Genomic DNA, 24,652 nt, shown 5'->3' with positions numbered 1-24,652 from the left:
CATCGTTGAACGGAGTGAAACAGCTCATTATTATGAGTAAATCAGTTTAAAGGAATTTAGAATGTGAGATGTTGCCTATCGTCGGCATGACGGGATGATGATGACGAGTTTTTCTCTGCATTCGCATGCATCAATAACACGTTTCTTAGGTAATTGTCGATAATATCCGTTTCCAAAATATCGTTAACAAAAGAAATGTATTTATCTGGTCTGATCATTAAGGTCCTTTTTTCGTTTGGAGAGATGTCCAAGGTCTCAAAAATACATTCGTTCTTTTCGCTGTAAGGGAGGTAAAACAGCTTTATATTAAAATTCAACTGAACCCATTTTGCAACGTTGAACAAAAAGTGGGGATTTACGCTTCCGATTACAATCAGCGAAAAATACTGATAGTTGCACCATTTGTAAAGCGAAGTTTCCTGCTTTAGCTTTTCATCGTAAAATGGCAAATCTGTTAATAGCTTGCCAGCTTCTAAAACCCGCTGTTGACTTAAATGTAAATTAACCGGACTACCTATCAGTTCTAAGTTATTCGGTTTAACTGGCGCAAGCTTTCCAATCCATTTTTTTAAAATGCCACCTTCTTTTTTATCCTGATAGAAACCGGCGATCATCTCCCGCTCAACTTCAAAAGAGTGCATTATAAACGGGTGAAAATTTTTAAGCTGAACACCAATTACCCGCCAGGCCAAAACAAAAGCATTTCTAAAATTCGCTTCATTGTTGGATTGATTGATCTCTAAGTCGCTCAAATTAAAAACAAAATTACTTTGGTGCTTCTGGCTAACTCCGCTTTGCTCCAATTGATGTTCATTTTTAACAGAACTAATCAACTTAGTTCCCCAAACTACACAGCATAAACTGTGCGCTAACAAAAACAGACTTTGTTCAATAAAATTCTGCGTTGTAGTCTCCTCGTTAAGTTGGTAGCCATGTTGTTTTAGGAGCGCTTCATTGTAAAGGCTCAACTGTAATTGTTGCGTATTGTCTTCAGCTTTAGAATCCAATTCGCTAATAACCAAAACATTTAATCCACCTTTTGCCAAAAGCGTTGCAAAGCCCAAAGAAACCGGACTAACACCAACTATTAAAACATCGGACGGGGTAGGGATTCTCATTTGGCTTTATACAGCAGAAAAATAGTAGGCTGTTTGTGTAAATCAGGCTGTTCAAGCTTCCACTGCGCAATGGTTTTTGTTTGTAAAAACTCATTCTCAGCAGTTAAGTTAGAAGCGATGCATAGTCTAGTATCATTTCTGCAACTAGCCAAAATATCGTTCATCATTGGGTTATTTCTAAACGGAGTTTCAATAAATAATTGCGTCTGCCTAAATCGATCGGAGAAAGATTCAAGCTCTCTAATTCTTTTCATCCGGTCCATTTTATCAATTGGCAAATAGCCGTGGAACGCAAAACTCTGTCCGTTAAAACCAGAACCCATTAATGCCAAAAGCAAAGAACTTGGGCCAACCAAAGGAACTACTTTTATCCCTCTCTTATGTGCTTCGGCAACGATATCCGCACCTGGATCTGCAACACCCGGGCAACCCGCTTCGCTCATTAATCCAACATCATTCCCAGCCTCTAACCCTTGGAAATAAGGTTTTAAACTGCCGTTTCTTTCGTGTTTTCCATAATCATGGATAATCAAATCTGCCTGCTTGGTTATTAAGCCCGCATTTTTTAAGTTACGTCTTGCAGTTTTTTCGTTTTCAACGATGTATTCTTTGATCTCATTAATGGTTTGTGATAAAAAAGGAGTCAATGATTTTTGCTCTGCTCCTTCTGCCATCACCACGGGGATGAGGTATAATGTGCCTTTTGCCATGTTGCAAATTAAACCATTTGCTTTTAAAAAGCTCCAAACTATATAAGGTTATTTTATTTGACACCTTTTTGTACATAACATCGTCTTATAAATATAGCCGCTCGCAAAGGGATATTGTTCTTACATCAGAAGCGTGAATGAAGTGTTTTATGGTGAGTTTGTCACATTTTCAACATAACATATTAAACAAGCTTTTGAAGCGTTAATTGATTAATTGAACCGATTTAAATTTTAGAAAACATGAGAAACAGCATAAAAAAAATAGCATGGGCTTTCAGTGTATTCTTTATATTGATAAGCCTTGGCAATAATAAGGCAGAGGCTAGTTCGAGAAAAGACATCAGCTTACAGGTGTTTTACGATGAGCTTTCTTACTATGGCGATTGGGTTAATAATCCCGATTACGGATACGTTTGGCGACCAAATGTAGGTAGTGATTTTAGACCTTACTACACCAACGGACACTGGGTGATGACTGAGTATGGAAATACTTGGGTTTCTGATTACGAGTGGGGTTGGGCGCCTTTCCATTATGGAAGATGGTTTTACGATAAATATGATGGTTGGATTTGGATGCCAGACACTGAGTGGGGACCAGCTTGGGTAACTTGGAGAACTGGTGGTGGTTATTACGGATGGGCACCTTTGGCGCCACGAGTAAGTATAAATATCCATGTGGGCAGACGTTATTATGTGCCAGATAATTATTGGGTATTTATTCCACAGCGTTGTATCTATTATCCATCATATAGTAGATACTGGGAACCAAGACGTAATGTTTACATCGTGAACAATACTACTATCATCAATAACATTTACACCAATGATAGGGTACGCTACTACAGCGGACCGGGTAGAGATGATGTGAGGAGGGCAACTCGTAGTGATGTGCCAGTTTACAGAGTGTCAGATAATAGTAGACCAGGTTCTGACCGTGTTAGTCGGGGAGAAGTAGGTATTTACAGACCAAATGTGGATAGAAGCGGAAATTCTGCACCACGTACTACCATTGCAAGTAATACAACGAGGCCGAGCAGAGGTGATACGAACATCGATAGAACGCTGACCAATACGGATAGAAGTAGTTCAACTAATTCTACGAGACCAGACCGTTCTGGGGCTAGCAGTTCTGATAGTAGAAATACAATTGGAACAAGTCGTTCTGATGTGGATAGAAGTTCAAATTCAAGCAGGCCAGAACGTACGGAATCGCCAAGGAGTACGCCAAGCAGAACTGAAGGTACTAGAACAGAGGCGCCAACAACTCGTTCTGATGTGGATAGAGGTTCAAACTCAAGCAGGCCCGAACGTACAGAAACGCCAAGGACGAATTCTCCAGCAAGAACCGAATCAACTAGGAGCTCAACGCCCTCATCTTCTCCACAAAGAAGTGAAACGCAAAGTAGTCGTCCAGAACGAATGGAACGAAGTGCACCGGCTCCAAGAACGGAGAACAGTGCGCCTAGTAGAAGTGCAGAGCGGTCAAGTGCGCCATCGTCTAGCGGTAGTTCTTCAACATCTTCTTCTTCCCGAAGTGGCGGAAGCGGAAGACCAAGTAGGTAACAATCTTTTATGATTATTTTTTTGAATCCGATTTGATTTGCTAGCGTAAATCAAATCGGATTTTTTTATTGCCCAGCACTTTGCTCAAAGTGATAATAAAATCCCTAATTTATTTTAAGAATTTAAACTGCTTCCAACAGTAAACCAAATGCATCCGCTACACCCTTGTAAACAACCTTACCGTTTACAATGTTCAGACCTTTACGTAATTCAGCGTTTTGTTCACATGCTAATTTCCAGCCTTTGTTGGCGAGTTGCAAAGCGTAAGGTAAAGTAGCATTAGTTAAAGCCATGGTAGAGGTGTAAGGCACTGCACCTGGCATATTTGAAACACAGTAATGAACAATCCCGTCGATGATATAAATCGGGTTTTCATGTGTAGTTGGTTTTGCCGTTTCAATACAGCCACCTTGGTCTACTGCTACATCAATTAGTACCGTTCCGGGTCGCATCAATTTCAGCATTTCTTTTTTAACTAAGTGGGGTGCTTTGGCTCCAGGAATCAATACTGCACCAATAATTAAATCAGCAGTTTTTACCGCTTCTTCAATTTGATAAGGATTAGCAACAACCGTATCAACGTTTGCTGGTAACACATCATTTAAATAACGTAATCTTTTTAAACTGATATCCATTATGGTAACGTTAGCGCCTAAACCAGCAGCCATTTTTGCCGACTCTGTTCCAACAATTCCGCCACCTAAAATTAAAACGTTAGCAGGTTTTACCCCCGCCACTCCGCCTAATAATACACCTCTTCCACCACTCGGTTTGCCTAAGTATTTTGCGCCTTCCTGTACGGCCATTCGCCCTGCAACCTCAGACATTGGAATTAACAATGGCAAAGAGCGATCATCTGCTTCTACCGTTTCATACGCTAAACAAACTGCCTTTCTGGCAATCATTGCTTCTGTTAAAGCTCTGGACGATGCAAAATGAAAATAGGTAAATATTAATTGATCGGCCTTTATGAGGTTATACTCTCGCTCAATCGGTTCTTTTACTTTGCAAACCATCTCTGCAATTGCATACACTTCTTCAATAGTTTCTAATAGCTGGGCACCGGCGTTTCGATATTCATCATCAGAGAAACCACTTCCTTCTCCGGCACTTTTTTGAATGTAAACACGGTGGTTTTGGTCAACAAAACTTTTTACGCCCGCGGGAGTAATAGCAACCCGGTTCTCGTTATTCTTAATTTCTTTTGGAATTCCTATAATCATTAGTCTAAAATTGGTGATGCAAACTTATATTAAAGCATTTATCTTTGTATTAGAGAGAAATAAATAAGAATATACAGTGATTTTCCAGCGTGTTTTAAAGAAAAAACACAATATATTTAAACTAGGTTTAGCCCTTAGTAGAAAAATTTTCTAGATAGCATTTTTATGATTGATAATACTGATATTAAAATACTTAGACTTTTGCAGGAAAATGCACACTTAACTTTTAAAGAAATCTCGCAAAAAATAAACCTTTCAGTTACACCGGTACATGACAGAATCAAAAGAATGGAGCGTGATGGAGTTATCGAGAAATATATAACACTGATAAATAAAAACGTAGTAAATGCTAATCTGACGATTTTTTGCAACATCACGCTGGATAAACAAACGAAATTTAACTTCTCTGATTTTGAAGAAAGTATTTTGAAATTCCCGGAAATAGTGGAGTGTAATGTAGTTTCTGGTGGTTATGATTATCTGCTAAAAGTTGTAAGTAAGGATATGGAAACCTATAATACATTTTACCAACATAAACTATCTGTTTTACCAACCGTTGCACATATACATAGTGTTTTTGTGATGGCAGAAATTAAAAAGACAACCTTATTACCCATTTAGTTTTTGTAAGTGATTGATTTTTGAACATTATAGTGCGAATTTAATATCAAATCTCTAATTAAAAGTAATCGATTGATATTCATTAATTTAAGTGTTTTTTAACAAATGACATAACGGATAGTATATAAATCAAAAAAGACCATTTAATTAAAAATGGTCTATATTTCTAAAAATTAATAAAAGGCAATTAGCCTACCATTGTGTCTTTCATAAAATTCATTTTTAATGATAGTTTCAGTAATTATAAGGAATTTAATAATAAAATCACCATCTTTTTTGTCATTTTATTATTTAACATCTATATCAATACTATTGCCAAATTTAAATTGTCCTTCTTTAATATCGTCAATTGTAATATAATCTTTATGATAAACCCTAGAAAGCCCTGTCAAACCATGTCTTAATGTTATTTGTAGTTGTAACGTTTCCTTTTCATTTTTCAGTATTTCCTCTAACACTTCATTTGTTCTGAACATAATAGCATGAGGTGCAAAACTTCTTTTATTACATTTTTTGCTACTAATGTAATTTGGAATGTGTTTTATTTCATTAGTCTGCATTGCAATAGGTTTAATTCTATTATTTATTCCTTTTGCTGTTACTCTATATTGTTCCAACTTAAACAATTCTAATTGTACATCAAATGCACTAAAATATGATTCATTGATAATTTTAAAAACGTAAGTATTAGCTGTAGAATCATCAAAGGTATTTACCTGTTTACAGATATAAGTACTAATTGAAATTTTTGGTCTTAATAAATATAAAACTAGGAATAGAAAAATAAATGAAGCAATTACGCTACAAAAAATATTTAATGCTATCAGTGGAAACATATCCATTTTATTTCGCTAATAAGTTATAATATTCTAAAAAAAAATCCTGTATCTCTTTTGATACAGGATTTGTAATTATTTTATCTCAACCTAAGAGCATCCCATTGAAGTTCCACAGTTCAAGCACTTGTAACAAGTGCCTGAACGAATGGTGGTATGTCCGCAACTGCTACAAGCTGGAGCATCTGACTGTGCACCCATTGACAAATCAAAAGTTTGAGCTTTTGAACTTGCTTGCGCAGAAGTAGCAATCTCTTTAGCAGGAGCTGGCGTGTAAACGTTAGTTGAATCGTGGTTTACATCGCTATCTTGCATAGTTGGGTTGTCTGTAACCACGTTTTGTTCTGTAATTACGTGTACCAAATCTGTACGGTTTAGGTAGTCGTAACCTAACATTCTAAAAATATAATCGATAATAGAAGTTGCAGACTTAATGTTTGCATGACCAGCAACCATTCCTGCTGGCTCAAAACGAGTGAAAGTGAACTTCTCTACGTATTCTTCCAAAGGCACTCCGTATTGTAAACCAACTGAAACCGCAATAGCGAAACAGTTCATCAACGAGCGGAAAGTTGCACCTTCTTTATGCATATCTACAAAAATTTCTCCTAAAGTTCCATCTCCATATTCTCCGGTTCTTACGAAAACAGTTTGTCCGTCGATGCTTGCTTTTTGCGTGAAACCTCTACGTTTTGCAGGCATTACTTTCTTTTGTACAACTCGTGAAAGCTGACGCATAAAGTTGGTATCTTCTGAACGTTGTAGAATTGCTGTTGCGGCTTCTAAAACCTGCTCAGGTGTTAAGTCGCTTAATTTTAACTCGCCAGCTTTACCTAAAACTTCTTCAACCGTGTCAATTTTCTCTTCTTTGGTATCAGATTTTGTTGATAATGGTTGAGATAATTTACAACCATCACGGTAGAGCGCATTAGCTTTTAAACCTAAGCTCCAAGATAGTTCGTAGCTTTCTTTAATTTCTTCAACCTTAGCTTCGTTTGGTAAGTTTATGGTTTTAGAAATAGCTCCAGAAAGGAAAGGTTGTGCAGCCGACATCATTTTAATGTGACCGTGAGCATGAATATATCTCACTCCTTTTGCTCCATTTTTGTTAGCGCAATCAAAAATTGGATAATGCTCTTCTTTTAAGTAAGGAGCACCTTCAATTGTCATTGTTCCGCAAATAAATTCATTTGCTTCTGCAATTTGAGTACGCGTAAAACCTAAAGATTTTAATACGTTAAAGTCTTGTGCATTGTACTGCTCGGCTTTAAAGCCTAAACGGTGTAAACAATCTTCGCCTAAAGTCCATACGTTAAATGCGAAACCAATTTCAAAAGCAGAGATAATCGCTTTGTCTAATTTTTCTAAATCAGCATCTGTAAAACCTTTAGCTCTTAAGCTTGCTGGGTTAACGTGAGGTGCATTTTTAATGGTTGCTGATCCTTTTGCGTAGTTAACAATTGTTTCGATTTCTTCCTCGTTGTACTTTAAGTTTCTTAAAGCTGCAGGAACCGCTTGGTTGATGATTTTGAAATATCCACCACCAGATAATTTTTTGAATTTTACTAATGCAAAATCAGGCTCGATACCAGTTGTATCGCAATCCATTACCAAACCGATAGTTCCGGTTGGTGCAATTACAGTAGTTTGTGCGTTACGGTAACCGTACTTTTCGCCCATTTCTACTGCTTTATCCCAAGCATTGCAAGCTGCTGCTAATAAATAATCAGGACAGTTTTTTTGGTCGATTCCCGGAGGCGCTATTTCTAAACCTTCGTAATTGCCTGTAGCGTTATAAGCTGCATATCTGTGGTTACGCATTACACGTAACATATTGTCTTTATTATCTTGGTATCTGTTAAAAGTACCCAACTCTCTGGCCATTTCAGCAGAAGTAGCATAAGAAACACCCGTCATAATTGCAGTAATTGCACCACCAATTGCTCTTGCTTTATCGCTATCGTAAGGAATACCAGCAACCATTAACATAGAACCTAAGTTGGCATAACCTAAACCTAAAGTACGGTAATCGTAAGATAGTTGTGCAACTTCTTTTGATGGGAACTGTGCCATCAAAACAGAGATTTCTAAAACGGTAGTCCACAAACGTGAAGTATGCTCGAAACCTTTAACATCAAAAATCAAGGTTTTTAAATCGAAGAAATGACGGAGGTTGATAGATGCTAAATTACAAGCTGTATTATCTAAGAACATGTACTCGCTACAAGGGTTAGAAGCGTTGATTCTTCCACCTTCTGGACAAGTATGCCATTCATTAATCGTTGTGTCAAACTGTACTCCAGGATCTGCACAAGCCCAAGCAGCAAATGCGATATCATCCCAAAGTTTATTGGAATCAATAGTTTTCATTCTGCGACCGTCTGAACGAGCCGTTAAATCCCAGCCTTTTCCTTCTTTCATCGCTTTAAAGAAAGCGTTAGGAATACGAACGGAGTTATTTGAGTTTTGTCCGGATACGGTGCGGTAAGCTTCGCCTTCGTAATCAGAAGCGTAACCTGCAGCTATTAAAGCCGCAACTTTTTTCTCTTCTTCAACTTTCCAGTTTACAAAGCTTTCAATTTCTGGATGGTCTAAATCCAAACAAACCATTTTGGCTGCTCTACGGGTTGTTCCGCCAGATTTAATTGCTCCTGCTGCTCTATCACCAATTTTTAAGAAAGACATTAAGCCAGAAGAATAACCACCGCCACTTAATTTTTCGCTTTCGCCACGGATGCGGGAGAAGTTTGTTCCAACTCCAGAACCATATTTGAAAATACGGGCCTCACGAACCCAAAGGTCCATAATTCCACCTTCGTTTACTAAATCATCCTCTACAGATAAGATAAAGCAAGCGTGTGGCTGTGGACGCTCATATGCTGAAGTAGATTTTTCTAAATTTTCTGTGATTGGATCAACGTAATAGTGACCTTGTGGGCCACCTGTAATTCCGTAAGAGGAATGTAAGCCTGTATTGAACCATTGCGGTGAGTTTGGCGCAGCCAATTGACCAACAATCGTGTAAACTAATTCATCATAAAAAATTTCAGCGTCTTTGGTAGTTGCAAAATAACCGTAACGCTCTCCCCAAATTTTCCAGCAGTTAGCCAAACGATGTGCTACTTGCTTTATGCTGTTTTCAGAGCCTGTTGAGCCATCTGCTTGTGGAACACCAGCTTTTCTGAAGTATTTTTGTGCTAAAATATCCGTAGCAACTTGTGACCAGCTGTGTGGAACTTCTACATCGTTCATTTCAAAAACAGCGTCGCCAGAAGGGTTTCTGATTACGGAAGATCTTTTATCGTAATCAAAAAGATCGTAAACACTTTTTCCTTCTTTACTAAAGTAGCGCTCAAACTTGAGGCCTTTAGCAGTTTTTGTTGCAGAAGCTTTTGCCATTTCTGTTTTAATTTTATCGTTAATGAGTTAATGAACTAAAAAACTTTAGGGGTTTTTCATCAAATTTATGTTCCTAAGAGCTATAAACGAATTCCAGTTTTCCACAAGCTAAATGTCAACATTGCTGTAGATTGAACAGATGTTTGTATTTGGTTGTTTTTTAGCTGTTTACACTTGTGGAAAACTAAAAATTATTAAAAATTTGATAAATTAATTAACTTGGAAAGCAGTTGATTATGACGATAATTTACAGAATAAAATATTGCTTTATTGAAAATAAAAAATACATTGTTTTAAAGGCTGGTTATAACAATTTGATATTATCTTAAGGGCAATTTCTCGAATGTTTTAACCAAGTTTTGACTTAACATGAAGCTTAAGTTAGTGAGCGAAATAGTATGGTGATTTTTAAATCTGAATTTTGATTGATCATTTCAAGCCCAATATAGCAGGGAAAATAAATGAAATCTGTTCGCCAAAAAAAAGAAACACATTTAATTAACATTTACGTTTTTGTTGTACATATCTTATCCTATTTTTGGGGCATGAATATTTTGATACTTGGATCGGGCGGAAGAGAAAGCACTTTTGCCTGGAAAATTAGCCAAAGCACATTGTGCGACCAACTTTTTATTGCTCCTGGAAATGCAGGAACTGGTGCTTACGGAAAAAATGTACCATTAAAAGTTACAGATTTTGAAGGAATTAAAGCTTTTGTGTTGGCTAACGGTGTCGATTTAGTTTTGGTTGGTCCAGAAGAGCCTTTGGTAAAAGGTATTCATGATTATTTTTTGGCAGATGAGGAGTTGAAAAACGTTCCGGTTATTGGTCCAAAGAAAGACGGTGCACAGTTAGAAGGAAGTAAGGATTTTTCTAAGATTTTTATGGAGAAACATAAAATCCCAACGGCTGCATCTCAAACTTTTACAGTTGATACCTTAAAGCAAGGTTTAACGTATTTGAAACATCATCCAATGCCTGTTGTGCTTAAAGCCGATGGTTTGGCAGCAGGGAAAGGTGTCCTGATTTGTACTACTTTAGCAGAAGCGCAAGAAGAATTACGTTTGATGCTTGCGGAGGCAAAATTTGGAGATGCAAGTTCAAAAGTGGTTATTGAAGAGTTTTTGACAGGTATAGAGCTTTCTGTTTTTGTAGTTACTGATGGAAAGGACTACGTGATTTTACCTTCTGCAAAGGATTATAAGCGCATTGGCGAAGGCGATACAGGTTTAAATACTGGCGGTATGGGCTCTGTTTCTCCCGTTCCGTTTGCAGATGAAGCGTTTTTGAAAAAGGTGGAAGAATTGGTGGTAATACCAACTGTTAAAGGATTACAAGCCGATAATATCCATTATAAAGGTTTTATTTTTATTGGATTGATGAACACCAATGGACACCCAAATGTAATTGAGTACAATTGTCGTATGGGCGATCCGGAGACCGAAAGCGTGTTGCCAAGAATGGAAAGTGATTTTGTAGAGCTGTTAAAAGCTGTTGCAGATGAAACTGTTGGTAGCTACGAACTCAAAATATCTAATAAAACTGCTGCTACCGTAATGTTGGTTTCTGCAGGTTACCCCGGAGAATACATCAACGGTAAAGCTATTGCGGGTTTAGAAAACATTAAAGAAAGTATTGTTTTTCATGCAGGTACAGAAATGGACAACGGCATTGTGAAAACCAAAGGCGGTAGAGTTTTGGCAGTTACCACTTTGCAGGATAATATGTTTGATGCTTTGCAACAGGCAACGTCAGATGCTGGTCGTATTTATTACGATGGCGCTACCTTTAGAAAAGATATTGGATTTGATTTGTTGTAGATTTTTGGGTAATTTGATTACCTATAAATAAATTATAAATTAGCTGGTTATACGCAAAGTGTTGATTATGTGTGTAATCAGCTTTTGGCACAATCTTCTCTTGCTATTTTTTATTAAATGATTATAAAAATAGGGAAATACATTGTTGGTTTATTGGCAGTTCTGTTAGCTACGGGCTGTGCTACAACTAATTTTGAGTGGGTTAAAATTAACCCAGAGAAGATACAACTGGCTAAAAAAACAGCACCTTATAGCGATAAGGTTCGGCAGGTTAGCATGGTACTGCAACTAAAAGAGAAGGATATGGTATTATACTATCCAGAATCTAATGGTTTTTTTGAATTGGCAGAAAGCAAGAGTGAGATAGCTACTCATAGGTCTACACTTCAAAACAACATTAAAAAAAGTAATCGATTTGCTAAAGCATTTAAGGCTCAGCCTTTAAAAGTCACTGTACAAGTTCCAGAAAAGGTGTTAAATAAACCACAGCCTAATCCTGTCGTAAAGGTTGATTCCGAAGCTGATAAGTTAAATTCTGCCTTAAAGATCCCTTTAAATTCCAAAGCCATAAAAGCAGGAAAAAATGCCGCATCTTTTGGTCCGAGCGCTTCGGAGATGAGAGAGATGGCTTTTAATGATATTAAAAAGAAAAATCCAGAATTGGAGCAAAAAGCTGCTCAAAACCAGCAACGTGGAAAAAATTTAATTTGGGCTGGCTTAATGCTGATTGTATTGGGTGGTGTTATGGGTTTTGTTTTTGGACGTTCGGCTTTTTTGATTTCTTTAGCAGGAGCTGTTTTCGCTGGGATTGGGTATTTTTTTAAGATTTAGCTTTTAAAGCGGAAGGCTTAAAGCCCAAAGCACTATTCGGCGGTTTTATTTTTAGAAATACTCCACTGATATCTTGCAGTCTATAACCTTCTTTTAGCTTTAGAAAACTGCATAAAAAAAGCTCAAATCACCTTAACGTAATTTGAGCTTTACAAATTTCAATGCGCTCTAAACCTTAGACCTCATCATCAACCTTACTTCAAAGCCTCTTTCAACTTATCCATTAAAGCAGGTCCTCTTAAATTCTTAGCAATAATTTTGCCTTCGGGGTCAATCAAAAAGTTTTTTGGGATGGCATTTATACCATAAGTCATTGCGATGTTTTGAGATCTGTCTAATAGGTTGGTCCAAACCAAACCATCTTTTTTTACAGCTTCAACCCATTTGTCCTCTTTGCTGTCAATAGAAACCCCTAACACGGTGAAGTTTTTATTTTTGTAAGCCTCATAAGCCGCTACAACGTTAGGGTTTTCTTGGCGACAAGGACCACACCATGATGCCCAAAAATCTAATAGTACATATTGACCCTTAAAAGTAGAAAGTTTTACTTTGATGTTTTCTGCCGTGGTTTCTTCAAAATCAATTGCTTCAACACCTAAGCCGGTTTTTTTGCCCATTTCCAACTTTTGTGCAATTGTTTGTGCCAAAGGCGTTTCTTTAAGTTTAGGAGCGAGTGCGTTAAAAGCTTTTTCTACCTGCGGAACGTTCATGTCTTCGGTAGCTAAATCGGTATTTAAACTGTATAAACTCACAAAACTGGTTGGGTTTTTCTCAATAAAATCGGCAATTACCGCTTTTCTATCTTCTAGCAAAGCCAGATATTTATCCTGAAAACCTTTTACAACCTCTTCTTTTCCTTTTTCTTTATCATTTAACGCAGTAAACGTTTTGTTTAAAGCCATTAAACCATCTTCAGCTTTCTGGGTGCTTTTATTTAATATTGCATAATCATCGGCTACAGCCAAGCCTTTTATTTTTGAATTTCTTATAGAGTCTTTTGCTGTTAAAGTAGCTTGCCCTGGCTCTATAAAAAAACGATAAATATCTTTTGGAGTTCCTTGCGTATTTAAATCATTGCCGGTATGATCTAACAATAAAATAGCTAAAGCTGGAGCTTTTAGATCTATATTAAATTCAAATTTTCCACTTACGGTTTTTGCAGAATCTAGTTTCTCGTTTCTACCGTCAACATGAATTAGGTAAACTGTTTTGTCGTTTTTTAAGTTTTTTATGTCGCCTTTAAGGCTTAATTTATCTTGAGCTTGGGATAAAAAAGGGATCAGCAACAAGGCCAACAATAATTTTCTCATGTAATTTTTCTTAAATTTTAATTCAATTTTTGATAAGTGCGCCACCATAAATCGGGCATTTCGCCAGATATTGCCAGTTGATAATGCTCATAAAGACAAGGCACCATATGATAACGTTCGTTTTTGGATCCCATTGCAGGGTAGGGCACCTGCATCCACCATCTATCAGTTTTTTTACTTTTCACAAATATTAATTCGTGAGCATCTTCCTGTAAACTGGTTTTATAAATTACATAATCGCTTTTTGGCTTTAGCGGAAAATCCTTTTTGCGACTGTAAAATCCATCAAAAAAACACCAGATCATCTGCGCAACCAACATTGCTGTTTGCCCGTTTTGATCGTAAGCAGGGTTTAATTCGTAAAAACCAATTGAAGTCAATTTGTCGCTATAGCCAGCATATCGAGTTAGCTGACAAGCTTCTTCGCCATAAAAACCATTGGGTCCGGCGTTTCCGTTTGCCATTGCGTCTGATGCTCTGATACTGGAAATATCGAAGCTGATCATATCCGCATTTCTAATTACCGGCTCTGCAATGTGCGTTGCTCCACTAATTTCGCCTAAACGTTGCGCATCAAAAAACAACTTATCCATTACCCGCAAACTATCTTGGTTCACGTAATAAGTTTGATAACCCAAATTGCTGAAATTGAAAAGGTAATTGGGTTGGTGTAAAAATATTTTATTCAGGTATGATACAGAATTGGTGGTAATGGTATCTTCCGCAGATTCGTCCAAATCAAAATGTGAATCAATCACCACTAAATCTACTTTTTGCTCCAACTCTTCATAAGCCATGTATTGGGCGTAAGTTAAATCCTGGCTACCGCCTAAAATTACCGGGCAAATATTCATTTTTATCAACTCTGCAACCACCATTTTAATGGCAATATAAGTATCGGATGTTTTTTCTCCGGGCTTAATATTCCCTAAATCAACAATCCTCGATTGGAAAATCCCCTCATTTAAGGTGTAAAGCTTTTCGCGGATGTAATCTGGTGCTAAGGCGCAGCCTTGATTGTTTACAGCTCCTCTATCGTCCATTACCCCAATTATCGCAATGTTAAAACCGCCCTCTTCTAAGTCGGGGAAATTTTCCTCGTGAATGGCTATTTTTAAACCTAGTTGACTGTTATTATAACCATTTTTGGGAGCAATTTTTGAAATGTTTATGGGAGAGAAGAAATCGACTAATGACATATTTTGTTTGAATGTTACCAAATATCTATTTTTTAAATTAATTGGGGTAATTTTTTTGAGGATGTTTTGGATTCATGTAGTTGAGTTTAACATTACCATTGTGTTTTTTTTTAGGTTTCCATTAGGCCAAGCCTAAGCGCAGACTGTTGTTAACGTTTATGCGCCCTTGGTCTTTGCGGTAACGAAGAAGAAAGTAAAAGCACTTCCGTTAGTAGCAAAGGGCGCAGGCGACAGTTTTTGGATACTTTTTTCTGTAAAAAAGTTTCTGCCATTGCCCGGCAGAGGGCAGGAAAGGCTGTGCGTAATTGCCGAATATTTAGTTCATAGTTGCAAATTAACTATCAAAGGACAACATCAAATCACGTGATAAATATTTATAACTTTGTTTCTAATGATATTAGTTACAGGAGGAACAGGTTTTTTAGGTGCCGAATTGGTTTTCAGATTGTTACAAACTGAGGAAAAAGTTCGTTGTATCAAACGAGAAGATTCTGTTATTCCCGAAAAACTCATTCCCTTCTCTGTCCGAATTGAATGGCTTAACGCAGATATTTTAGATTTTTCTGATTTGGAAGATGCTTTTGAAGATATTACCCAAGTTTACCATTGTGCGGCTTTGGTCTCTTTTGATGAAAGTTTAAAAACTGAAATGTTGCAAGTGAATGCAGAAGGAACGGCAAATGTGGTGACTTTATGTGTTAAAAACGAGATAGAAAAATTAGTTTATGTAAGTTCTATTGCCGCTTTGGGTAGCGCAAAAGCTGACGGATTAATTAATGAAGCCTGTTTTTGGGAGGGATTTGAAATTAAAGACGCTTATGCGGTCTCCAAATACAGAGCAGAAATGGAAGTTTGGCGTGGCATTAACGAAGGTTTAAACGCTGTAATCGTTAATCCATCTGTAATTATTGGGGCTGACGCTGGAACATCTGGAAGTGGGGCAATTTTCGAAAGCGTAAAAAACGGATTAAGTTATTATACCCGTGGCGCTACCGGCTTTGTTGATGTGGAGGATGTAACCAATTGCATGATTTTGTTGATGAACAATCCGGTGAAGCAAGAACGGTTTATCCTTAATGCCGAAAATATAACGTACCAAAACCTATTTGAACAAACCGCAAGAGCGTTTGGAATAGCTGAACCCCATAAGCTAGCAAAACCTTGGATGCTGAATTTCGCATGGCGATTTACCTCTTTTAAAAACTTGTTTTTAGGTAAAAAGGGAGGTATCAATAAAACTGTTGCTAAGACCGCCAATAAGGTGAGCCAGTACGATAATCAAAAGATAAAAACACTGTTGAATTACGAGTTTATTCCACTAAAACAGAGTATTATCGAAATTGCAAAGGCTTTAAAATCCGCTTAAAGCTCAAATAATTTAGCTTTTTAGAAAGGATTTTTGCACTTTCGCAATCTAAAACTATTGCTTTGAAACCATACTTTATTATAGATTTTGATAGCACTTTTACACAAGTAGAAGCGCTGGACGAATTAGCTCGAATTTCCTTAAAAAATCATCCCAACAGAGAAAAAATTTATCAGCAAATAGAAGATTTGACCAATCTTTCCATGGAAGGCAAACTTTCCTTTACAGAGAGTTTAGCTGCGAGGGTGAAATTGCTGAATGCAAACAAAGACCATTTGGAGTTATTGGTAAAGCATCTAAAAAAGAAAGTGTCGTCGTCTTTCCAGCGAAATAAAGAGTTTTTTAAGAAACATGCAGACCAAGTTTTGATTGTTTCTGGTGGTTTTAAAGAATTTATTACGCCAGTTGTTAAGCAATATCACATTAAAAAAGCTAACATTTACGCCAATACTTTTGTGTTTGATGAAGATGGTAATATTGTTGGTTACGATACTGAAAATCCACTTTCTCAGGAAAATGGAAAAGTAAAGCTATTGAAACAAATGCCTTTGCAAGGTGATATTTACGGTATTGGCGATGGTCACTCGGATTTTCAGTTGAAAGAATCTGGAATGATTAAAAAGTTTTTCGCTTATACAGAAAACATCGAACGTAAAGCAGTTGCTGCGAAAGCCGATCACGTTGCGCCAAGTTTTGATGAGTTTTTATATGTGAGCAATTTGCCACAGACCATCTCTTATCCAAAAAACAGAATTCTTTGTTTATTGGTAGGTGACGTTCCGCAAGAAAGTATTGATTATTTAAAGAAAGATGGTTTTTCTATCCGTCATAAAGATTCGTTCGAAGAAAAATATGTGAAAGATGTGGGTATGTTGCTTTTGGGCGATGGCGAAACCATTTCTGACGAAACCTTGCGCAAAGCGGTTAAGCTGAAAACTTTGGGTTATTTGGGGCATGCTGCCGAGAAAATCAATTTACATATCTGCACAGAAATGGGTATGGTGGTTTTTGATAGTGCAAAACCGCTCAGCAACAAAACATTGATAGCCAAACGTATGGCAGATTTTATCAATACGGGAACCACTTTTAGAAGTACCAACTTCCCCAATTTGCAGTTGCCGAAAATTGCTGGTTCATTCCGTTTAATTCATATCCATAAAAACGTTCCGGGTATCATGTCTAAAATTACCAAGGTTTTAGCAAAGCATGAGATTAACATTTTAGGTCAGTTTTTGATGACTAACGCCCAGATTGGTTACGTAATTACGGATACGGATACCAGTTACGATAAAGCACTTTTAAAAGAATTACGTAAAATTGAGAATACGATAAAGTTTAGGGTGCTTTATTAGTTGGTTAATTGCCAACTCTTTATTATATTTGTTCAATTGGTTTGCAACTTAGATAGTCTATGTTTATAGTTAAATCCTTGATGCTTGATAAGTTTGCTAAAAAGCATTCAGACTGCAGCAAGAATTTAAGAGCGTGGAAGTTTGTTGTTGAAAATGCGAATTGGAAAACAAGTTTAGATGTTTTACGGGATTTTCCGAAAGCCAAAATAATTAAGAACAGTAGGGCAAGATTTAAAATTGTAGGCAACAAATACCGATTAATTGTTGAAGTTGAGTTTGGAGATTCTATTGTGGATATCAGATTTATAGGTACACATGCTGAATACGATAAAATTGATGCTGAAAAAATTTAAAGACATGGCAACGTTAAAAAAACAATGGTTTTTAGTTGAAACCGACGAAGATTATGAGAAAGCGGTTGAGAGATTTGAGCAGATAAAATACACTCTAAATGGAACCGATGAGCATAAAGAAAAAATGCTATTGGTTCACTTGATCTCAACCTACGAAAAAGCAAATTCAACTTTGCCAGATGTGAATCCGATAGAAATGATAAAAATCAGGATGGAGGATTTTGGCTATAAGTCAGCTGATTTAGCAAGTGCCTACGGCGATAAAGGGACGGTAAGCAAGGTCTTAAATTATAAGCAATCACTGTCCTTAAATATGATAAAAAAGTTTAGCGAACTCTTAAGAATTCCCGTTCAATATTTGGTAAAAGACTACGATTTAAAAGCTTCTTAATTTAAATAAGATTAAAGTTTTCCTTTCAATCGACGAAAATATCAGAGCTCTTTTTTAATATAAAAAAGCCTTACGATTCAACTATAAAAAGCGTCGAATCGTAAGGCTATAATTTAATTCCCTTTGTATAGCGGACTCATGTGTTCAGTATTTTGTCGCTGATAAACTGGATTTTCTTTTTTAGAACCCCCTTTTACCGTACCATCCCAGCCTTTTCTAAAACTCTCATATTGTTTAGGTTCCGTTGGAGCGGTTACCGTGAATTTATAATTACCTGCTGGCAAGTTTTTAAATTCTACTTCGCCGTTTCCGTTAGCAGTGGTGGTAAACATTTGTCCACCTGGATTTTTCCCGCCTTTTACCACGATTCCGCCAATTGGGTTTCCTGGTCTGGCATAATTTCGATCAATATTGATAATCTGTGGTGTTTCAATAGTAAATTTAAAATCGGCAGTTTTTGGATTTTGAAAAGCGAACTCCCCTTTGCTGTTAGAGAGCATTTTCATTTGACCACCCGGATTCTTACCGCCTTTTACAACGATTCCGCCAATTGGTCCTCCAGGTTTAGCTGCATTAGACGGCTCAGACAGTGGATTCACTCCCGAATTTCCTTTCTCCTCATAAAGTGGGTTTTTTCCTTTATTTACACTATTTATAGAACCTCCTTTTACCGTACCGTCCCAGCCTTTTCTAAAATTTTCAAATTGTTTAGGCTCAGTTGGAGCGGTTACTGTGAATTTATAATTACCTGCTGGCAAGTTTTTAAACTCTACTTCGCCATTTCCGTTAGCAGTTTTGGTAAACATTTGTCCACCTGGGTTTCTGCCTCCTTTAACGATAATCCCACCGATTGGCTCACCTGGTCTAGCTACATTTCCGCTGCTGCTATTAGTTTCTGGTGTCTCAATCGTAAACTTAAAATCTGACGTTTTTGAATTTTGAAATGTAAATGAGCCATCGCTACTAGAAGTCAATCTCATTTGTCCACCCGGATTTCTTCCGCCTTTTACAATGATTCCACCAATAGGTTGGCCAGGTTTAGCGGCATTTGGATTGTCTCCCAACTTTCCTTCGTCTTGAAAAAGCGGGTTAAGTACCTGACTTTCTATTTTAATCTTACCAAACTCTTTATCGTTGATATAAACGCTGTGTAAAGTATCGCTTCCGAGGTTTATGGTAAAGTTGCCATCGTTGTCTAAAATTGAACTTCCTTCATCACCAGATTCAGGTTGTTTAATGGAAATGGTATTTATAACGCGTAGGTTCCCATTGTTGATGATAACTGAACCGGTAATTTTTCCTTTTACCACTCTACCCGCTACAATTGGAGTTCCATTTGCTAACGTTTTTCCAGACCCTAATACGCTCAATTGAGTTTGTTTAAGAACTGGATCTAGCCCTGTGTAAGTCAATGACATCATCTCCATATTCTCAACCGCAACTCTATCTTTCGTGTTGCTTCTTGTGGTACTAACAACACTTTGATTTTGCGGTTCAGAACCCGGATTGTTACCAGTAACCGGCAGTCCGTCTTTACTTACAGCACTATTTGATAAAATGATATGCGTGATCATTTCATTTTCAATCACCGGAATAATCTCAAACTCGTAATAAAGTGCTGAAGAACTGCTTGTTTTGCAAGTGAAACAATAAGTTCCTTCTTCCTTGCAAGATTCATCGCATCTGAAACCACTAAACTGCTGTGTTTTCATTCCGTTTTCAGTGATTCCTTTAGCGCTTGTAGCTTCAGAAACTGATCTCTTTATTCCATTTTCTTGAATACCTTTCTCATTAGTTGGCGGTGTTTCGCCTCTTTTAATTCCAGATTCGGTAATGCTCCTATCCTCGGTTGGCGGAGTTCTAACTGCTCTTGCAACTCCAGACTCTTTAATTCCTTTGGCACTTGTAGGTTCAGAGATTGATCTCTTGATTCCAGACTGTGTTATGCCTTTTGCGCTAACTGGGTTTGCAAGCTCAAGGGTAATATCTCCGAAAGGATTATTTGAAAAATCTGGTTGATAAGTCCCTTTCTTAATCACCAATTGATCGGTTTGTAAATAGCTTAAAATTGCTCCATCGGTAACTGAATAGTCGTGACTGTAGACAAGTTTTCCTTCAAATAATGGATTCATCGTTGTTGTTCCTGAATCTTCGTATATGGGACTTTCGTCCTTTATGATTTTCGAAGCTGTTACTCTTACGGGTTTGTTTTTGCCCGGTCTATAACTTTGTTGAATCGCATAACTCAGTCCAAAATTAAAACCTAAATTTTTGAAGGGAGTAGCTCTTTCAGATGTTACTTGTTTTCCGGCCATTAATTGGTCAAACTGGTAACTTCCATCTTTATCATTTCCAGTTCCTAAAGGTTTAAGCGTGGATTGTGAGGAAGTAATATTTGGACCCATTGTATAATTACTCTCTAGAAAAAGTCCAAATTTTCCTGGGAAATAACCTACACGTAATTTAGGGATAAATGCAAAGCCAGTTTCTTTACTCTCTTTTTGACTGTATAAGTCTGAAGTAAAAGTTTGACCATTGGCCTGACTTGTTTGTGTTACCTTAAATGCATCTTGTTTAAGATTTAGGTACCCAGCATTTAAAATAGGTGAAATTGTAATTTTTCCGAAAGAAAAGTTTGCATGTAATCCTGCTTCGGCGGTAAAACCCGATGCATTTCCATCCCCACTTTTTGAAGCAGTAGGAGGGGAAGTTTGACCGGTGACATTGTATTTAGGCGAAGCATCTACATCGCCACTAAATTTTAAATAGCTTCCGCTGATATTTGGACCGAAAGTAAAATTATTGTTTGGACCAAAGCTGTAAACTGGGAGATAGATGCCAGCATTAAAGTTTTTTCCAGAACCTAAAAAGGTATTGGTTTTTGTTGTCGATGCCGGAGTGGATAATCCACCGCTCACGTTTATTAACATGCCTCCGCCCGGATTTTTACCACCTTTTACAGCAACACCCCCGATTGGGGCTCCAGGGATTTGAGCTTGCGCACTTGCATAAGCACCCAAGCTAAAAATCAGAAATTTAAGAACTTTTTTCATGATGCGAGATTTAATATTTAACCATAGATAAAACTAAAACTGAGAATGTTACCCTGACGAAGTAAAAATAATTTGAGTTTAGGTAAATAAATTTAAATATTAAATTTTGACTTTCATCATTTTATTTTGAAGGTATAAAAGTGCCTTTAAGTATTAAAAATCGTTACTTTTACGCCATGAGTGAGAAAACCATGTTTAAGCTGCAACTACCTACTGATCCATTTTGGGTTAAGAATGTAGTAGAAAGTAACATTGAAGAGTTGTTAACAGATCATGCTTATTGCGAGCAGAAGGCTGCTACAAATGCCATCACCTTAATTATCCAAAATCCACAAATTCCAGAATTGGTTTCGGAGATGGCAGAACTGGTAAAAGAAGAAATGGATCATTTTAAACGTGTGCATGATATTATCATTAAACGCGGTTATAGCTTTGGTTTGGAGCGGAAAGACAATTATGTAAATGAACTCATTAAGTTTTTGAAACGAGGCGGTGGCGAAGCGAAACGAACTGAAAGTATGGTTGATCGGCTTTTGCTTGCCGCGATGATTGAAGCCCGTAGCTGTGAAAGATTTAAAACTTTATCAGAACATGTGGATGATAAAGAACTCTCAGAGTTTTATTATGAATTGATGATTTCTGAAGCCAATCACTACACGTTATTTATAGGCTTGGCTCGTAAATATGGCACCGGAATAGATGTAGAAAAGCGCTGGGAAGAATGGTTAGCTTATGAAGGCGAAGTGATTAAACGTTACGGAAAAGCGGAGACGATACATGGATAATTTCCCACCAAAAAACCAGTCGAATAAAAAGAATGGGTTTCTCTATTTCGACGAAAAAAACGAAAATTTATGGGTGGTTAAACCCGGTTCGTGGTTTGGTAAAGTATTGAACTTTGGCAATCCACTCGCCTATATTGTAGTGATATTGGTGATCCTGTTTTTTGTTTTATTGGTTAGGTTGGTTTAACGATTCTCTAATCTCTGCTATGCTGATGAGAGTTTTTAGTTCCCTTGTGGTTGGTGTTTTCGCTATGCCTTCAATATCATTAGATTTGGTTTCAAAAGTAAATATCTAATGCAGCTTGCCGGTCTGTTAAGCCAGCTTTCTGATATGCATTTCCAATGTTATTATCTCTTTCGATTAAAAAAGAAGAAAGCTGTGTTTTTAGTTATGAGAAATTTCAAGAAGCTAGTGAGCCGCAGTCAGAGAAAAAACGCTTTATAAAATGAAATTTAAGGAAAACGATAATCAACTCTTTTTCTAGATTAACTGGAGCTCAGGTTGGTGTAATTAATTGTCATACGGGTAAAAATGTAAATAGCAGATCTATGTTTTGTTGGACGCTATTGATTTCTTTTAAGTTATGAATTTAATATTGATCAATGCCGAAGTGTTATTATATGATCGTTTTTTTTTATTGGAATTAATAATTAACTTTCGAAATCTAAATTCATACCTAAATGGCTATCTCACCTCTTAGTAATGAAACTGAACTACTTTTAAAGATTAGTAAGGGAGACAAGCGTGGCTTTACGATTCTCTTTGAGGGCTATTACAAATCGTTGGCATCTTATGTTTTTAAGCTTACCGAATCGATGGAGCTTACTGAAGAAATTGTACAAGATGTTTTTATCAAAGTATGGGTTAAACGGGAAACTTTGCCGGAGATTCGTAGTTTTAGTAATTATCTATTTATACTTTCAAAGAATAAAACATTAAATCATCTGCGTAAACAAGCCCGGTACAGTGCTCATTTTCAGTCGTTAGAAAAGGAATTGGAGACAGATGTTCGGATAGAAGAGGAAAATGATCTTTATGAAGATTTTCGTTTACTGATTGACAACGCTATTGAGCGATTACCATTACAGCAGAAACGAGTTTATCAGTTGAGTAGGTTTGAAAGGCTAAAATATAAAGAAATTGCGTTACAGCTAAACCTGAGTGTGGAAACCGTGAAAAAACACATGTATCTGGCTACTAAAACCATTAAGGAGCATGTATATAACCATATGGATGAAGTTGTGACTTACATCCTGTTATTTGCAATAATCTCTTTTTAAATAAAACTCATTACCACTTTTTTTTAGTTTGGGTGTCTTTAGTATAAAGCAGTCTATTACGGCTTTAAAATTATAACCAATGTCAGACTCAAGATTAGATTATTTGTTCGGCAAATATTTTGATAAAACAGCCACTTCAGAAGAACGCATAGAATTTATGGGCCTTGTTGCCCAACTTAAATCTGATGAAACTCTGGTTTCACTAATGGAGACTAGGTACATGACTGATCAGTCAATCCTTGAATTCAGTCCTGAGATAAAAGAAAAAATCCTTAACAATATACACCACAAAGCAGAAACTGATATACCTGTTCGCCAAGTGAGAATGTTTAACCTTAACTGGGCAAAGTATGCTGCAGTTTTAGTGGTGGGAATCTTTTGCTTTGGATTATATTTTTATAAAAAAGCTCAGAATAATTTATTGGTATTGCAAACACAGCATATTGCTCCAGGAGGAAATAAAGCGACTTTAACTTTGGGCAATGGAAAAAAAATTATTCTAGACACAATAGCAAATGGTGTTCTGGTTAAACAGGGTAATATTTCAATCTCGAAAACTACAAATGGGCAACTGGTATACAATGTGATAGGGGATGAAAAAGAACCCGCTACATTAAATACTATCGAAACACCAAATGGTGGACAATATCAGGTCAATCTGCCAGACGGAACAAAAGTTTGGCTCAATGCAGGTACAAAATTGAGTTTTCCTACATTTTTTGTTGGTAATGAACGTAAGGTAGAACTGAAAGGGGAAGCTTATTTTGAAGTCGCAAAAAACGCTAAAAAGCCATTTAAAGTTAAAATGAGTAATCAGGCTGAAGTAGTTGTACTTGGAACGCACTTTAATATCAGTGCCTACGAGGAAGAAAAGGAAATCAATACTACCCTGCTGGAAGGTTCTGTGGTTGTGAAGATAGGGCAGAAAACAGCTAAAATTTCGCCCGGACAGCAGGCGCTTGTAAATAAAAGTGATAAAAACATTGAGCTGGTTGATGATGTAAACGTAAACCAAGTAGTAGCTTGGAAAAATGGTTTTTTCAGTACAGAAGGAATTAGTTTACATGAATTAATGAAACAGGTTGAAAAGTGGTACGATGTACGTGTCATTTACCAAGATGATGTTCAGGTTGATTTTGTAGCTCGATTGCCCAGAAATATTACTTTGCTGGAGTTGATTAACTTGCTCGAACTAACTAAACAGGTCCATTTTAAAATAGATAAAAATACACTTACCGTTATGAAATAAACAATTACTTTAACCTCATGGCCTGAAATAAAGAAACCGATCTGCTTGCAGGCAAACCGGTAAAAGTACAAGGCTCAATAATAGTTTCCCACGAAGGAATATTTTTTCACCCTAACTAACCAAATTTATGCGATTAAATTCTAAGTTCAAAAAAATACTGGATTTTTTTGATGCAATCGACCGATCAAAAAC

At 36.9% G+C, this 24,652-nt stretch carries 19 protein-coding genes; 11 read left to right on the top strand and 8 right to left on the bottom strand.

The features are described from left to right. Nucleotides 1-56 precede the first annotated feature (56 nt). Together B176_RS0117520 and B176_RS0117515 are read right to left on the bottom strand one after the other, a co-directional pair. Nucleotides 57-1,118, bottom strand: a complete 1,062-nt coding sequence (locus tag B176_RS0117520) for a thioredoxin domain-containing protein (RefSeq protein WP_017260139.1) — start codon at nt 1,116-1,118, stop codon at nt 57-59. After that, complete coding sequence (locus B176_RS0117515) at nt 1,115-1,828, bottom strand: SAM-dependent methyltransferase (RefSeq protein ID WP_017260138.1); 714 nt, start codon at nt 1,826-1,828, stop codon at nt 1,115-1,117. Before B176_RS0117515 ends, B176_RS0117520 begins: the two co-directional genes overlap by 4 nt. Before the next feature lie 240 nt (nt 1,829-2,068). Between B176_RS0117515 and B176_RS19945 the strand changes: the two genes are divergently transcribed. Next, a complete protein-coding gene (locus B176_RS19945) occupies nt 2,069-3,391 on the top strand; it encodes a DUF6600 domain-containing protein (RefSeq protein WP_017260137.1) in 1,323 nt (440 codons plus the stop codon). 122 nt (nt 3,392-3,513) lie between these two features. Here the strand turns inward: B176_RS19945 and ald are convergent, their stop codons facing one another. Beyond that, a complete protein-coding gene (gene ald, locus B176_RS0117505; protein ID WP_017260136.1) occupies nt 3,514-4,614 on the bottom strand; it encodes an alanine dehydrogenase in 1,101 nt (366 codons plus the stop codon). 165 nt (nt 4,615-4,779) lie between these two features. On the opposite strand from ald, the gene B176_RS0117500 reads away from it, so the two are divergent. Next, nucleotides 4,780-5,235, top strand: a complete 456-nt coding sequence (locus B176_RS0117500; RefSeq protein ID WP_017260135.1) for an Lrp/AsnC family transcriptional regulator — start codon at nt 4,780-4,782, stop codon at nt 5,233-5,235. Nucleotides 5,236-5,522: 287 nt separating this feature from the next. Here the strand turns inward: B176_RS0117500 and B176_RS0117495 are convergent, their stop codons facing one another. After that, nucleotides 5,523-6,071, bottom strand: coding sequence for a hypothetical protein (locus B176_RS0117495; RefSeq protein ID WP_154648034.1), 549 nt, complete (start codon nt 6,069-6,071; stop codon nt 5,523-5,525). A gap of 90 nt (nt 6,072-6,161) precedes the next feature. Then, on the bottom strand, nt 6,162-9,470 hold the full coding sequence (locus B176_RS0117490) for a vitamin B12-dependent ribonucleotide reductase (protein ID WP_017260133.1): 3,309 nt from the start codon (nt 9,468-9,470) through the stop codon (nt 6,162-6,164). A gap of 545 nt (nt 9,471-10,015) precedes the next feature. On the opposite strand from B176_RS0117490, the gene purD reads away from it, so the two are divergent. Further along, nucleotides 10,016-11,290 (top strand): phosphoribosylamine--glycine ligase, encoded by a 1,275-nt coding sequence (gene purD, locus B176_RS0117485; protein WP_026063425.1) that lies wholly within the window; start codon nt 10,016-10,018, stop codon nt 11,288-11,290. Between the two features lie 117 nt (nt 11,291-11,407). After that, nucleotides 11,408-12,121: a hypothetical protein gene (locus B176_RS0117480; RefSeq protein ID WP_017260131.1), complete on the top strand. Its 714-nt coding sequence runs from the start codon at nt 11,408-11,410 to the stop codon at nt 12,119-12,121. A 194-nt stretch (nt 12,122-12,315) separates the two neighbouring features. Here B176_RS0117480 and B176_RS0117475 read toward each other — a convergent pair whose 3' ends face one another. Both B176_RS0117475 and B176_RS0117470 read right to left on the bottom strand, forming a co-directional pair. Continuing rightward, a complete protein-coding gene (locus tag B176_RS0117475; RefSeq protein WP_040540887.1) occupies nt 12,316-13,431 on the bottom strand; it encodes a TlpA disulfide reductase family protein in 1,116 nt (371 codons plus the stop codon). Between the two features lie 17 nt (nt 13,432-13,448). After that, nucleotides 13,449-14,630 carry a formimidoylglutamase gene (locus B176_RS0117470; RefSeq protein WP_017260129.1) on the bottom strand — a complete coding sequence of 394 codons (1,182 nt, stop codon included), beginning with the start codon at nt 14,628-14,630 and terminating at the stop codon, nt 13,449-13,451. Between the two features lie 391 nt (nt 14,631-15,021). Between B176_RS0117470 and B176_RS0117460 the strand changes: the two genes are divergently transcribed. The 4 genes from B176_RS0117460 to B176_RS0117445 all read left to right on the top strand — a co-directional run bounded on the left by B176_RS0117460 (nt 15,022) and on the right by B176_RS0117445 (nt 18,092). Further along, nucleotides 15,022-15,996 (top strand): NAD-dependent epimerase/dehydratase family protein, encoded by a 975-nt coding sequence (locus B176_RS0117460; protein WP_017260127.1) that lies wholly within the window; start codon nt 15,022-15,024, stop codon nt 15,994-15,996. Nucleotides 15,997-16,058: 62 nt separating this feature from the next. Then, nucleotides 16,059-17,348 carry an HAD-IB family phosphatase gene (locus tag B176_RS0117455; protein WP_017260126.1) on the top strand — a complete coding sequence of 430 codons (1,290 nt, stop codon included), beginning with the start codon at nt 16,059-16,061 and terminating at the stop codon, nt 17,346-17,348. A 59-nt stretch (nt 17,349-17,407) separates the two neighbouring features. Then, a complete protein-coding gene (locus tag B176_RS0117450; RefSeq protein WP_026063424.1) occupies nt 17,408-17,701 on the top strand; it encodes a type II toxin-antitoxin system HigB family toxin in 294 nt (97 codons plus the stop codon). Then, the gene (locus tag B176_RS0117445; protein WP_017260124.1) at nt 17,685-18,092 is read left to right on the top strand and encodes a helix-turn-helix domain-containing protein; all 408 of its coding nucleotides are present in this window, start codon (nt 17,685-17,687) and stop codon (nt 18,090-18,092) included. Before B176_RS0117450 ends, B176_RS0117445 begins: the two co-directional genes overlap by 17 nt. A gap of 113 nt (nt 18,093-18,205) precedes the next feature. On the opposite strand, the gene B176_RS0117440 is transcribed toward B176_RS0117445, so the two are convergent. Further along, the gene (locus tag B176_RS0117440) at nt 18,206-21,145 is read right to left on the bottom strand and encodes a hypothetical protein (protein ID WP_017260123.1); all 2,940 of its coding nucleotides are present in this window, start codon (nt 21,143-21,145) and stop codon (nt 18,206-18,208) included. A 140-nt stretch (nt 21,146-21,285) separates the two neighbouring features. Between B176_RS0117440 and miaE the strand changes: the two genes are divergently transcribed. From miaE to B176_RS19940, 3 genes are all read left to right on the top strand, one after another. Further along, a complete protein-coding gene (miaE, locus tag B176_RS0117435) occupies nt 21,286-21,930 on the top strand; it encodes a tRNA-(ms[2]io[6]A)-hydroxylase (RefSeq protein WP_237739851.1) in 645 nt (214 codons plus the stop codon). 681 nt (nt 21,931-22,611) lie between these two features. Beyond that, a complete protein-coding gene (locus tag B176_RS0117425; RefSeq protein WP_017260120.1) occupies nt 22,612-23,211 on the top strand; it encodes an RNA polymerase sigma factor in 600 nt (199 codons plus the stop codon). Between the two features lie 103 nt (nt 23,212-23,314). Beyond that, complete coding sequence (locus B176_RS19940; RefSeq protein WP_161603042.1) at nt 23,315-24,460, top strand: FecR family protein; 1,146 nt, start codon at nt 23,315-23,317, stop codon at nt 24,458-24,460. The last annotated feature ends 192 nt before the right edge of the window (nt 24,461-24,652 follow it).

The organism is Pedobacter arcticus A12 (assembly GCF_000302595.1).
Classification (GTDB): Bacteria; Bacteroidota; Bacteroidia; order Sphingobacteriales; family Sphingobacteriaceae; genus Pseudopedobacter; species Pseudopedobacter arcticus.
Note: the sequence above shows the minus strand (reverse complement) of the source record. Positions and strands in the feature narration are given on the sequence as shown.